The sequence below is a fragment of the Catalinimonas alkaloidigena genome, from assembly GCF_900100765.1.
Lineage (GTDB): Bacteria > Bacteroidota > Bacteroidia > Cytophagales > Flexibacteraceae > Mooreia > Mooreia alkaloidigena.
The window spans coordinates 143,162-156,269 of sequence record NZ_FNFO01000011.1 but is presented as its reverse complement, the minus strand read 5'-3'; the positions used below and the strand labels follow the sequence as shown (position 1 = coordinate 156,269).

Annotated in this window: 13 protein-coding genes; 10 read left to right on the top strand and 3 right to left on the bottom strand. The window is 55.8% G+C overall.

From position 1 onward, the window contains the following. Positions 1-61: 61 nt before the first annotated feature. A complete protein-coding gene (locus tag BLR44_RS23260; RefSeq protein WP_089686685.1) occupies positions 62-598 on the top strand; it encodes a DUF6913 domain-containing protein in 537 nt (178 codons plus the stop codon). Continuing rightward, positions 588-1,472: a 4-hydroxy-tetrahydrodipicolinate synthase gene (gene dapA / locus BLR44_RS23255; protein ID WP_089686683.1), complete on the top strand. Its 885-nt coding sequence runs from the start codon at positions 588-590 to the stop codon at positions 1,470-1,472. Before BLR44_RS23260 ends, dapA begins: the two co-directional genes overlap by 11 nt. 178 nt (positions 1,473-1,650) lie before the next feature. Here the strand turns inward: dapA and BLR44_RS23250 are convergent, their stop codons facing one another. Both BLR44_RS23250 and BLR44_RS23245 read right to left on the bottom strand, forming a co-directional pair. Further along, the gene (locus BLR44_RS23250) at positions 1,651-1,830 is read right to left on the bottom strand and encodes a histone H1 (RefSeq protein WP_089686681.1); all 180 of its coding nucleotides are present in this window, start codon (positions 1,828-1,830) and stop codon (positions 1,651-1,653) included. A gap of 128 nt (positions 1,831-1,958) precedes the next feature. Next, positions 1,959-3,203 (bottom strand): aminotransferase class I/II-fold pyridoxal phosphate-dependent enzyme, encoded by a 1,245-nt coding sequence (locus BLR44_RS23245; protein ID WP_089686679.1) that lies wholly within the window; start codon positions 3,201-3,203, stop codon positions 1,959-1,961. A gap of 387 nt (positions 3,204-3,590) precedes the next feature. Here BLR44_RS23245 and BLR44_RS23240 point away from each other — a divergent pair, with 387 nt between their 5' ends. From BLR44_RS23240 to BLR44_RS23225, 4 genes are all read left to right on the top strand, one after another. Continuing rightward, the gene (locus tag BLR44_RS23240; protein WP_245706155.1) at positions 3,591-5,021 is read left to right on the top strand and encodes an acetyl-CoA carboxylase biotin carboxylase subunit; all 1,431 of its coding nucleotides are present in this window, start codon (positions 3,591-3,593) and stop codon (positions 5,019-5,021) included. 90 nt (positions 5,022-5,111) lie between these two features. Beyond that, complete coding sequence (locus tag BLR44_RS23235; RefSeq protein ID WP_089686675.1) at positions 5,112-6,443, top strand: DUF1015 domain-containing protein; 1,332 nt, start codon at positions 5,112-5,114, stop codon at positions 6,441-6,443. Beyond that, entirely contained in the window at positions 6,379-6,948 is a 570-nt protein-coding gene (locus tag BLR44_RS23230; protein WP_089686673.1) for a Maf family protein, read from the top strand. Before BLR44_RS23235 ends, BLR44_RS23230 begins: the two co-directional genes overlap by 65 nt. A gap of 211 nt (positions 6,949-7,159) precedes the next feature. Continuing rightward, on the top strand, positions 7,160-7,993 hold the full coding sequence (locus tag BLR44_RS23225; protein WP_089686672.1) for a M48 family metallopeptidase: 834 nt from the start codon (positions 7,160-7,162) through the stop codon (positions 7,991-7,993). 77 nt (positions 7,994-8,070) lie between these two features. Here BLR44_RS23225 and dnaB read toward each other — a convergent pair whose 3' ends face one another. Further along, positions 8,071-9,642, bottom strand: coding sequence for a replicative DNA helicase (gene dnaB, locus BLR44_RS23220; protein WP_089686671.1), 1,572 nt, complete (start codon positions 9,640-9,642; stop codon positions 8,071-8,073). Between the two features lie 123 nt (positions 9,643-9,765). Here dnaB and BLR44_RS23215 point away from each other — a divergent pair, with 123 nt between their 5' ends. From BLR44_RS23215 to BLR44_RS23200, 4 genes are all read left to right on the top strand, one after another. Next, positions 9,766-11,151 (top strand): UDP-N-acetylmuramate--L-alanine ligase, encoded by a 1,386-nt coding sequence (locus tag BLR44_RS23215; protein WP_089686669.1) that lies wholly within the window; start codon positions 9,766-9,768, stop codon positions 11,149-11,151. 43 nt (positions 11,152-11,194) lie between these two features. Continuing rightward, positions 11,195-12,037 carry a 3'-5' exonuclease gene (locus tag BLR44_RS23210; protein WP_089686667.1) on the top strand — a complete coding sequence of 281 codons (843 nt, stop codon included), beginning with the start codon at positions 11,195-11,197 and terminating at the stop codon, positions 12,035-12,037. A gap of 44 nt (positions 12,038-12,081) precedes the next feature. Beyond that, positions 12,082-12,417 carry a hypothetical protein gene (locus BLR44_RS23205; protein ID WP_089686665.1) on the top strand — a complete coding sequence of 112 codons (336 nt, stop codon included), beginning with the start codon at positions 12,082-12,084 and terminating at the stop codon, positions 12,415-12,417. A gap of 68 nt (positions 12,418-12,485) precedes the next feature. After that, complete coding sequence (locus BLR44_RS23200) at positions 12,486-13,097, top strand: PH domain-containing protein (RefSeq protein WP_089686663.1); 612 nt, start codon at positions 12,486-12,488, stop codon at positions 13,095-13,097. Positions 13,098-13,108 lie beyond the last annotated feature (11 nt).

Genomic DNA, 13,108 nt, shown 5'->3' with positions numbered 1-13,108 from the left:
AATTAACCAAAGATCATAATCTTCGCGGTTCCTTTTTAAGTTTTCTATTTTCCAGACTCTCATGGAACTGGGCCTTCAAATGCTGTCCCTGCGCAACCGCCTGCGCCGTCCGCCTGCCACCCCGACCGCCCGGAGGTCGGTCAGCTTTGCCAAGGCACGTCGCATCGGCTTGTTCGTCGCATCCGACAGCGAAGCTACCTGGCAACAGTTTGGAAAAATTCGCGATCAGCTGCTTAAAATGGGAAAAGAGGTCACCTCACTGGCCTACTTGTCGGAGATTCCGAACGATCCGGCACTCTACAAAACCAAATTCTTTACCAACAAAGACATTTCGCTTCTGGGGCAAATCAAATCCGAAGAGGTGACGCACTTCATGGCGGCCGACTTCGATTACCTCTATTGCCTCACCACCGACGTTTCTCCCCTGTACGAAAGCATTTTAGGCCAGAGCCAGGCGCGCTGCCGGGTGGGGCGATTCTCCCCCGAACTGGAACACAACCTGGAACTGATGGTGGACCTGAAAGACGGGGAAAGTTTAGCGACCCTGTGGGAAAAGATGCTTCGTCTGACGCAAGCTATTCAAAACAATGACGCATAAATTAGCCGGAACCGGCGTAGCGCTGGTGACACCTTTTCGCCAGGACCTCTCCATTGATTTCGAATCATTGGGCACTATTCTGCGGTTTACTGCCGAACACGGCGTAAACTACTACGTGGTGATGGGCACCACGGGCGAAGCCGCCACCCTGGCGCTCGACGAAAAGCGGGCGGTTTTGCGCTACGTGCAGGAGCACAACACCCACCAGCTCCCCCTTGTCTACGGCGTGGGAGGCAACGACACGCAAGCGGTGATACGGCGCATCAAAAACACCGACCTCACCAAGGTGGATGCGCTGTTGTGCGTAAGTCCGTACTACAACAAACCTACGCAGGAAGGGATCTACCGCCATTACATGACCATCGCCGACGCCTCGCCGATACCGGTGATCATCTACAACGTGCCCAGCCGTACGGCTTCGAACGTAGAGGCCGCAACGACCCTGCGGCTGGCAGCGCACCCGCAGATTCTGGGCATTAAAGAGTCGTGTGCGGACCTGTCGCAGATCTATCGCGTGCTGGCCGAAAAACCAGACGATTTTTTATTCCTGTCGGGCGACGACATGACGAGCGTTCCGGTGATCTGCGCCGGAGGCAGCGGGGTCATTTCTGTACTGGCCAACGCCTTCCCCGAAAAGTATTGCCGCATGGTGGCAGCGGCCCTACGCCAAGAGTTGTCGGTATGTCGTGAAATTCTGTACGAACTGGTGCAGATCAACGACCTGATGTACCGGGAAAGCAATCCTGTGGGCGTGAAGGCCGCACTGGCCCTACGCGGCCTCTGCAGCCCCTACGTGCGCCTTCCTCTGGTAGAAGCCAGCGATGCGCTCATGCATGCCCTGCGCACCAACATCGATAAATTTGCTTTAGTCTAGCAAAGAATGGGGCAAATTTTAGTGAATTCTCTCCACCAAATCGCTAAAAAATTCGACTGACTTAACCTATATCCTTACTACCCACGTAAATCAGTCACTAAAAAATCACACTAAAAAAACAAAAAAGGCCATCTGATTGATGGCCTTTTTTGTTAGAACTTGAGTGTCGGTCGGTGTACTACTTCTCGGTGTTTTTCATGTTCTGAACTTCCACACGGATGTCCTGAGCAAGGTTCTTCAGATCTTGCATTCCCTTGCGTACACGCGTTCCAGCGGCCTGGTTATTCTTGTCGTAGAATTTTTCAAAGTCACCTTCGAGTGACATTACCAGATCACGGACCTGTTCAAATTTGTTCATTAGAATGGCAGTTTTAAGGTTGGTATTCGATGATTTGAGGGCCAATTTAGCAATTAAACGTGTGGCTCCAAACTTTTTGCGTGCTAAAATCGATTTTTTTTAACCCGTAAAACGGCCTCCTACGCTATTTAAACCGTGATTTTCAGATCAGATTTATGGTAACTTCCGTCTTTCAGCTTCGCGGCAATCGCCTCAAAAGCGGCGATGGTTTCGTTCACATCTTCCATCGTGTGGACCGCCGTCGGGATTAACCTCAAGATAATCAGGCCTTTAGGAATCACAGGATAGATCACAACCGAGCAGAAGATGTGGAAGTTTTCTCTCAAATCGATCACCAGTTGGGCCGCTTCGCTCTCTTCACCGCTCAGGATGACGGGGGTCACCGGCGCCTCGGTCGTGCCGATGTTGAAACCCTTGTCGCGCAGTCCTTTTTGCAGCCCGTGTACCACTTTCCAGAGGTTTTCGCGCAATTCGGGGTGATTCCTCAGCAGCTCCAGGCGCTTCAGGGCACCCACCACCAACGGCATCGGCACCGATTTGGCAAAGATCTGCGACCGGGTGTTGTAACGCAGGTACTCAATGACCTGCTCGTCGCTCGACACAAACGCGCCGATGCTGGCCATCGACTTGGCAAACGTCGAGAAATAAATATCAATCTGGTCCTGTACACCCAGGTGCTCGCCGGCGCCGGCGCCCGTTGGGCCCATGGTTCCGAAGCCGTGTGCGTCGTCGACCAGCAGGCGGAACTGGAACTTCTTCTTCAATTCTACGATTTCGCGCAGCTTGCCCAGGTTGCCCGACATGCCGAACACCCCTTCGGTAATGACCAGAATGGCCCCTCCGGTTTCGTTGACCAGACGCGTGGCGCGTACCAGCTGTTTTTCCAGTCCCTCAATATCGTTGTGCGCGTAGACAAAGCGCTTGCCCTGGTGCAGACGAACGCCATCGATGATGCACGCGTGCGATTCGGCGTCGTAAACGATTACGTCATGGCGGTCGGTCAGCGCGTCGATAACGGACATAATGCCCTGATACCCATAGTTCAACAGCATGGTATCCTGCTTGCTGACGAAGGCCGACAGTTCGTTTTCGAGCTGCTCGTGCAGATCAGAGTTACCCGACATCATCCGGGCTCCCATGGGCGTGGCCAGTCCGTATTTTTGAGCCGCTTCCCCATCTACTTTTCGAACTTCTGGGTGGTTCGCCAGTCCGATGTAGTTGTTCAAGCTCCAAGTCAACACTTCTTTGCCACGGAACTGCATCCGTGGTTTAATCTCTCCTTCCAGTTTCGGAAAAGCAAAATAGCCATGAGCAATGCGGGAATGTTTGCCGATAGGCCCCCGGTCAGTCAGAAGTTTTTCAAATAGATCCACGCGTATGAGTATTTAATTTTGAATTGCTTTTGTACCAAATAAGGCAGCGTAAAATCGCGCAAAGATAACATATAATTAAACATCCGGAAACCTGAACCTTCCTGGCGTTCCGGGGTGCGTTTCGCTCAGAATCAGTCGTTTTCTCCGAAATCAGGCCGCGGAAATAACCGATCCGTGGGGCTTTCTTCCCCCGTCTAAGTTGCTAAATTTGCTTCGTAGCCCCGTTGTGGTTTTCGAGGCAAGGCCGATGTCGGCCCTCCCTCACCCTGAAACCTACGGCCTGCGTATTCAATTTGCAATATTTTTCTACCTCACCACCCTTAATTCCATCCTGTGTCTATTCGTAAAATTCTGGTAGCCAACCGTGGCGAAATTGCTCTGCGAGTGATGCGTTCGGCCCGCGAAATGGGCATTTCTACCGTAGCCGTGTTCAGTGAAGCCGACCGGAAAGCGTTGCACGTGCGCTACGCCGACGAAGCCGTCTGCATCGGCCCGCCGCCCTCGGGCGAGTCGTATTTGCGTGGTGACCGTATCATCGATGTAGCCAGGCAACTGGGCGTTGATGCCATCCATCCGGGGTACGGTTTTTTGTCGGAAAACGCGGAGTTTGCCCAACAGGTACAGGACGCAGGCCTGATTTTCATTGGTCCGTCGCCCGAATCGATCCGGCTGATGGGCAGCAAGCTGGCCGCCAAAGCCGCCGTGGCCAAGTTCAACATTCCGATGGTGCCCGGCACGCCCGACGCCATCGCCGACGTAGCGGCTGCCAAACAAACAGCCGCCGAAATCGGCTATCCGATCCTGATCAAAGCCAGCGCCGGGGGCGGCGGCAAAGGGATGCGCGTGGTCGACAGCGAAGCCGATTTTGAGGCGCAAATGGAGCGGGCGGTCAGCGAAGCCAAGTCGGCCTTCGGCGATGGTTCGGTGTTCATCGAAAAGTACATTACCTCTCCCAAACACATCGAAATTCAGGTGCTGGGCGATCAGCACGGCAACCTCGTGCACTTGTTTGAGCGCGAATGTTCCATTCAGCGTCGCCACCAGAAAGTGGTCGAAGAGGCGCCCTCGGGCATCCTGACGCCCGAAATCCGCGACGCCATGGGACGCAGTGCGGTCGACGTGGCGCGTTCCTGCGGCTATTACGGCGCGGGCACGGTCGAATTCATCGTCGACGAGCACCTGAACTACTATTTCCTGGAGATGAATACCCGCTTGCAGGTGGAGCATCCGGTCACCGAACTGATTACCGGCATCGACCTGGTGAAAGAGCAGATTCGCGTTGCCGAAAACCAACCGCTTTCGTTCCGGCAGGAAGACCTCACGTTCCGGGGCCACGCCATCGAGCTGCGCGTCTACGCCGAAGATCCGGCCAACGGCTTTCTGCCCGACGTGGGTACCCTCCAGACTTACCGCCGCCCACAGGGGCCCGGCATCCGCGTCGACGATGGCTTTGAAGAAGGCATGGACGTACCGATTTATTACGATCCGATGATCGCCAAACTGGTGGCTTACGGGGCAGACCGGCAGGCGGCCATCGAACGGATGGTCCGCGCCATCGACGAATACCAGATCTCCGGCGTAGCCACCACCCTCGCGTTTGGCCGGCTGGTGATGCAGCACGAAGCGTTTTTAACCAACCGTTTCGATACCAATTTCGTAAACCGGTATTTCCAGCCGGAGATGCTCCAGGAAGCGCACGACGACGAGGCCCTGATTGCGGCGATGGTGGCGGTAAGCGAGTTGCAGCAAGAGGCGACTCATCCCACTACTTCGTCCCATGCTCCGGCCGTTAGTCGCTGGAAGCAAAATCGGAAGTAAGCCGGAACCTGGATACCGGGCAAAACGTGTACTGCGTTCAGGCATTTGACATGATAGAATCGACCATTCGCAATTTTCCCCTACCCCAATTTGGCTAAAATCCTTCCGCTGCGCGCCTGGCGCTACCGTTCTGAGTTGATTCCCCGACTCGAGTCCCTCACCTCGCCCCTGTTCGATGTGGTGTCGGAAAAGCAGCGGCAGCGGCTCTACCAGGAGCCTTACAACAGCATTCACCTGTCGGTGCCGCGGGGCGAGCATCCGCATCAGCAAGCGGCCCAAACGCTGGCAACCTGGCAACAGGAAGGCGTGCTGCAGCTCGATCCGCTGCCGGCGCTTTACGTCTATTACCAACATTTCAGCCTGCCGGGCAGCGACCAGCAATACGTTCGCAAAGGATTTATCGGCAACCTGCGCCTGTACGACTGGGACGAAAACGTGGTGCTTCGTCACGAAAACACCATTCCCGGGGCGGTCGACGACCGGGTGGCGCTGCTGGAGCACCTGCAGATGCACGTCAGTCCTACGCACGGCCTCTACACCGACCCGACGTTCGAGCTGGAGCGCTACATGGACGAAAGCATGGCGGCACCGTTGCTGGACACGGAAGATTACCAGGGAGTCCGCGACGTGCTGTCGGTGATCCATGACCTGCGGATCATCCGGCGTTTTCAGGAGGTGCTGCGCGACAAGCCGGTGATTCTGGCCGACGGCCACCATCGCTACGAAGGATCGCTTGCGTACCGCCACCACCAGCGGCACGTGCTGGGGCACGACGACCCCGAAGCGCCGTGGAACTACCACCTGATGTACCTGACCAATACGGAAAACGGCGGGCTGCGCATACTGCCGGCCCATCGCCTGCTGGTCGACCTGCCCGACTTTGCGCCGGAAGCGTTGCTGGCGCGGCTTCAGCCTTATTTTACAATGCGCGAAGTCGCCAATCCCTACGATCTGAACGAAATCATCGTCGGGAAGCCCTGGACGTTCGGGCTGATTTTACGCGATCAGGCGTACAAAATTCAGTTAAAGCCCGATCAGCTCGACCGGCTGGCCTGGAAATTTCCGGAGGAAATCCGACGACTCGACCTGACCGTGCTGCACTACTTCGCCATCGAAAAGGGCCTGGGCATTCCGGGAAAAGAGCAACGCCGGTCACCGCACATCCGTTTTGAGCGTAACTTCGCCGAATGCGTGTCGCAGGTCGCGCAGGGAACAGCCCAGTTGGCGCTGATTACCAACGAAGTACCGATGCAGGACATCAAACGGGTGACGGGCAGTGGCTACACGTTGCCGCAAAAGTCGACCTACTTCTACCCGAAAGTTATCTGCGGTTTTGTTTTTAGTTCGCTGAAAAAAAATGAATTCACAACAGAAGATCATTCTTGCTTCCCGGTCGCCGCGCCGCCAACAACTGCTCGCTGATGCCGGTTTTCGGTTCGAGATTGTGGTAAAAGACACGGACGAGTCATTTCCCGCCACGCTCCCCCCTGCCGAAGTCGCCGAGTTTCTGGCCCGCCAGAAAGCCGATGCTTTTACAGAGGCCGAAATTGCCGAAGCCATTCTGATCACCGCCGATACCGTCGTGGTGCTGGACACGCAGGTGCTGAACAAGCCCGCCGATCCGCACGTTGCGTTTCAGATGCTTTCGCAGCTTTCGGGGCGCGTGCACGAGGTATACACCGGGGTCTGCCTGCGGAAAAACGGAAAGATCGTCTCGTTTACCGACCGCACGCGGGTCCACTTCAAAACCTTCGAGCCGACGGAAATCAACTTCTACATCGAGCATTATATGCCCTTCGACAAAGCCGGGGCGTACGGCGCACAGGACTGGCTGGGGCTGGTGGGGATCGAGCGCATCGAGGGCTCGTATTTCAACGTCATGGGGCTTCCGACCCATCGCTTGTACACCGCTCTGAAAGAATTTTGAGGTGAGCCGGCGTGCCCGCAACCGGGGCTGGCAAGTGCAGGTGGTTGGTAAAGTATAGTTCTTGATAATCAACCGCTTACGCTACAGGAGCGGCTATGCCCTGGCGACTTCTTTAACTTCTCTCGCTTTTTTGCGTTCAATCCAATACGAAATTGGCCCAGGTTTTGCCATGTCGTACACCAGTCACCCTAGTTTGTAAATACATGACCCTATGAAAACATTACGCAGTACATTTCTCTACATAATTCTGCTGGCCGTCATGATCAGCTGCTCCAAAGTGCCGATCACGGGCCGCAGCCAGTTGAACCTGTTGCCGGAATCGCAGATGCTGGCACTTAGCAACACGCAGTACAACGAGTTTCTGTCGCAAAACCAAGTGGTTAGCACCAACAACAGCCAGACCGAGATGGTGAAGCGGGTCGGCAACAACATCCGCGTTGCGGTGGAGCGCTTCCTGAAAGAACAGGGCCACGAAGAGTTAATTGCGGACTACGCCTGGGAATTTAACCTGGTGCAGGACAACACGGTAAACGCCTGGTGTATGCCCGGCGGCAAAGTGGTGGTATACACCGGCATTATGCCCATTGCGCAGACCGACGACGGACTGGCGACCGTGATGGGCCACGAAATTGCCCACGCCGTGGCGCGGCACGGGAACGAGCGCATGAGTCAGGGATTGGTCGCTGAGCTGGGCGGAACGGCCCTGCAAGTGGCAATCGCCGACAAGCCGGCTCAGACCCAGCAACTTTTCAACACGGCGTATGGCCTGGGCGCACAGTATGGCGTGCTGCTGCCGTTCGGCCGTACGCAGGAAACCGAAGCCGACCGGCTGGGTACCATCTTTATGGCGCTGGCCGGTTACGATCCTGCGGCCTCGATCAGCTTCTGGCAGCGGATGGCGCAGAACGCCGGCGGCAGTGCACCGCCCGAATTCTTGTCGACGCACCCCTCGAACGAGACGCGCATCAACAACCTGAAAAACAAGTTTGTGCCCGAAGCGCAGAAATACACACAGAAGCACGAAGAGATGGTGGTGCAGAAGTAAAAGAAGTTTGTCTAAAAAGTAAAGCCGCTTTTTCGAACGAAGAAGCGGCTTTTTTAATGTCGTGTGAGAAAGGCTGGTTAGAAAGGCGACTCAGAATTGCCAGGATTGGAGAAGAAATCGTTTTTGCTCCCCTCAGGCAGGGGCCCGCTGTTGATTTTGCTGCTGCGGGTAATTTCGAACCCGCCCCCCGCCGGTCCCCCCTGACCGAGGCTGGCATCGTTGAATCCCGCCATTTCGGGGTCCATAAATTTGGTGTATTTCCCGATGAAGCGGAGGTAGACGTTTTCGAGCGAACCGTTCCGGTGCTTGGCGATGATCACCTCTCCCAGGCCGTTCAGCGGACGCCCTTCTTCGTCTTCAGTAATGCCATAATATTCCGGCCGGTATAGGAACAGCACCATGTCGGCGTCCTGCTCGATACTCCCCGATTCCCGAAGGTCGGATAGTTGAGGCCGCTTGTCGCCACCACGCGTCTCTACGGCCCGACTCAACTGCGACAGCGCAATCACCGGCACGTTCAGTTCCTTCGCCAGGTTTTTCAGTGCCCGCGAAATCGACGCAATCTCCTGTTCGCGGTTGCCGCGGCTGGAGGTGTCGCCCGTCATGAGCTGCAGGTAGTCAATGATCACCATCTGGATGTCGTGCTGTGCCTTCAGGCGGCGACACTTGGCGCGCAGTTCGAGGACTGATAACGCGGGCGTATCGTCGATGAAAATGGGCGCTTCGCTGAGGCGTCCGATGCGCGAGTGCAACTGCTGCCACTCGTATTCGGCCAGGTTGCCCTTTTTGATCTTTTCACTTTCCAGTTCGGCCTCGGCCGAAATCAGACGGTTGACGAGCTGAATCGACGACATCTCCAGCGAGAAGATGGCCACGCCATGTCCGAACTCGACGGCGGCGTTTCGGGCCGCCGAAATCACGAAGGCCGTTTTTCCCATGGCGGGACGTGCCGCCAGAATTACTAAATCGGAGCGCTGCCACCCCGACGTCACGCGGTCCAGCCCCGAGAAGCCACTGGCCACGCCCGTAAGTCCGTCTTTGTGGTTTTTCTTAGCGTTCAGTTCCTCGATCGCCTCCCGCATCAGGTCGGTCATCCGCGAGAAGTTCTTCCGGATGTTCGATTCTGATACTTTAAAGAGCGATTGTTCGGCCCGGTCCAGCAGCGCAAACACGTCGGTCGTGTCCTCGTAGGCCTCCTTATGAATTTCCGTGGCCACGCGGATCATCTCCCGCTTGATGGCCTGTTGCGCGATGATCCGCGCGTGGTATTCGATGTTGGCCGCCGAGTTGATCCGCGAGGTTAGTTGCGTCAGTTGGTACGAGCCGCCGACAAATTCCAGCTGGCCGGTGGCGCGCAATTCGTTCGAAACCGTCAGGATGTCGATCGGCTCCGACTTCTGAAACAGCGACAAAATGGCGCTGTAAATGCGCTGATGCGATTCTTTGTAGAAGCTTTCCGGACGGAGAATCTCAATGACGTTGGTCAGGGCCTCTTTTTCCAGCATCAAGGCCCCCAAAACAGCTTCTTCCATCTCCACCTCCTGCGGTGGTTTTTTCCCCAAATCATTAAAAAGTTCCTGGCCCGTGAGGCGCGAACGAAGGGTCCCTTTGATCGGATTCTTTCTCTGTTTAGGGTTGCTGTTTTCCATTCCAACAAATGTAAGGAAGAGACCCTAAAGTTGTTCCGCTCGCCACCGGATTAATTTGCAAAGGTTTGTCGGCTTGGTTACCAACCGGTTTTTGCCTTATTTTGCCAGTCAATTCTAATCCGAATGACGCAACTTCCTCGTAAAATCCACCTGATCGCTATCGGAGGGAGCGTGATGCACAACCTCGCCATTGCGCTACACGAAAAGGGATTCCAGGTTACTGGTTCCGATGACCACATTCGCAACCCGGCGAAAGACCGACTGGCCCGCCTCGGCCTGTTGCCCGACGAGGAAGGGTGGTTTCCCGAGCGCATCACGGCCGATCTCGACGCGGTGATTCTGGGCATGCACGCCCGTAAGGATAACCCCGAACTGGCCAAAGCGCAGGAACTGAACCTGCCGATTTACTCTTTCCCCGAGTACGTCTACCAGCAGTGTCGGGACAAGCAGCGCGTGGTGGTGGCCGGAAGCCACGGCAAAACGTCGATCACATCGATGTTGATGCACGTGCTGAACTACTACAACCGCAAGTTCGACTACCTGGTCGGGGCGCAGGTAGAAGGGTTTGAAAATCAGGTAAAACTGACGGACGATGCGCCGGTCGTGATCATCGAAGGCGACGAGTACCTTGCTTCTCCCCTCGACCCGACGCCGAAGTTTCTGCATTACCACCACCACATCGGGCTGGTGAGCGGCATTGCGTGGGACCACATCAACGTCTATCCCGATTTTGAAGACTACGTGCGGCAGTTCGACCTGTTTGCCGACGCCACGCCCAAAGGCGGCACGCTGGTGTATTGCGAGGAGGACGATCTGGTGACGGTGATCTGCAAAAAAGAGCGGGCCGACGTGACGGCCCTGCCCTACGAAGCGCTCCCCGCCAAAGTAATCGACGGCCAAACCTCCCTGGTGCTCGACGACCAGAAGTATCCGCTGCAGGTGTTCGGGCACCACAACCTCCTGAACATGAGCGGCGCCAAGACCATCCTCATGCGGCTGGGCATTACGGAACCGATGTTCTACGAAGCCATTCAGTCGTTCCGGGGGGCGGCCAACCGGCTGGAGCTGCTGGCGCAAAACGGCACGACCAACGTCTACAAAGATTTTGCTCACGCCCCCTCCAAGCTGAAAGCGACCTGCCAGGCCGTGCGGGATCAGTTTCCGGACCGGCGCCTCATTGCCTGCCTGGAGCTCCACACGTTCAGTAGCATCAACCCGGAATTTCTGAAGCAGTACGCCTTTACGTACACCGCGGCCGATGTTCCGGTGGTCTTTTACAACCCGGAAACTTCGCGCCGGAAGCAGATGCACGTGCTGACCGAAAGCGACATCAAAGCGGCGTTTGAGGAACCGGACCTGAAAATTTTCACCGACAGTGCGGCGTTGCAAACCTGGCTCGAACAGCAGGACTGGACCGAAACCAACCTCCTTCTGATGAGCTCGGGGGGCTTTGAAGGGCTCAACATGCAGGCCCTGGCCGACCAATTGACCAAGCCCCTCGCCCGCTAGCAACACACCTGTACACTGACTTACCAACGACTTAGACGACGACATGACTGATACACCCCACCGCCTGAAACTCAAGCGTCCACTGGCATTCTTCGACCTGGAGACGACCGGCGTTGACACGGTTAAGGATCGGATCGTCGAAATTTCCATCCTCCGCGCCTATCCGAACGGAACGCACGATCAGAAGACCTGGCGCATCAATCCGGGCTGCCCGATTCCGACGGAAACGAGCATGATTCACGGCATCTACGACGAAGACGTGCAGGATGCACCCACCTTCAAGCAGGTGGCGAAAAACATTGCGAAGTACCTGGAGGGCTGCGATCTGGGTGGTTTTAACAGCATCAAGTTCGACATCCCGATGCTGGTGGAGGAGTTTCTGCGGGCCGATGTGGAGTTCGACATCAGCAAGCGTCGTCTGGTCGATGCACAGCGCATTTTCCGGCTGATGGAGCCTCGCACCCTGACGGCCGCTTACAAGTTTTACTGCAACGCCGACATCAACGACCTGGGCAAAGGTGCGCACAGTGCCGACGTCGATACGTTCGCGACGTTCAAAGTGCTGGAAGCGCAGGTGGAGCGCTACCCGGGCGTGACGGTGCGCGACGTTTTCGGAAACGAAAGCCAGCCCATTGCCAACGACATGGACGTGTTGCACGACCTATGTACCGACAAAATGGTGGACCTGGCCGGACGGATGTGTTTCAACAACGACGGCATCGAGGTGTTTAACTTCGGAAAGCATAAAAACAAACCGGTCGAAGAAGTACTGGACAAAGAACCCGCGTTCTACGACTGGATTATGCGCGGCGACTTTCCGCTCGATACCAAACGCAAGCTCACCGAAATCAAGCTGCGCAAGCTCAAGCAGAGCTTCGGCAAATAGCCCGTGACGGGCGGCCCCGTACCTTGTTGTCTCTCCATGTTATTGTGAAACAACGCCCCGTTCTCTTTGCGGCCATTTTTCTGACGCTGGCGGTCGAGCTGGTTTTGATCGTCGGTGCTCTGGTGCAGGTCGGGGGCGAACGGCTGGCATATCAACTCCCGCGCCTCGGATTGCAGTTGATCTTGATTGCCTTCGTGGTGCAGAAAGACACTTCCCGGCGGGTGTTCTGGCTGGCGGCCTATCACATTGTGCTGGGCATCCTCACGTTCAATGCCGGCAACGCGTCCCATTGGCTGGCGCAGGCCCTCCCCTATTTTCACCTCGTGATGGGGCTGCTCATGTACGTTCATCGGGAACTTGAGGCCCGACTCAAAAAGTAAACCTCGTACCTGATCTGCGTTTGGTTTTTATTACCTTTCCGACTCTGTAATCCTAAAACTGACAAGCCATGTTTGGAAAAGTTGCTTCGGATATGCTGGGTCTCAGCGACATCGGCACCATCATCAAACCCGAGAATTACGACAAAGTCGACGCCGACGATTATTTGATGCACGAGGACGGAGAGAAGATTTTCTTCCTCATCAAATCAAAAGCCGACGAATACTGCTTCACGAATCACGCCCTGATTCACCTCGACGGCACCTCGGCCGTCAGTAAAAAACGCATGCTGAAACGCTATACCTACAAAAGCTACCGCGTGGAAGACGTGCGGCTGGAAACGGCCGGAACTGTGGATCGGGACGTGGAGATCAAGTTCAGCATCGGGGGACAATCGTTCTCGATCGATGTGGACAAGCGGCAAATCGAGTCGCTCAAAGACCTGTACAAGGCGCTGGTGCAGATCAGCTCCATTCAGCACAACAATGCCGAGTATTACGCCTACGCGTCGAACAGCCTCGGCACGGCCGCCGAAAGCGTACGGCGCTCAAGCGGCGAAGCCTCGCTGGAAACGCAATTCAAGGCCATCAACGAGTATGCGTTTGAGTGGATGAAGAAAGCCCATGCTACCTACGTACGCAAAGATTTTAGTGAAGTATTCGAGAAATACATCAACAATTGAGCGAAGTGCTA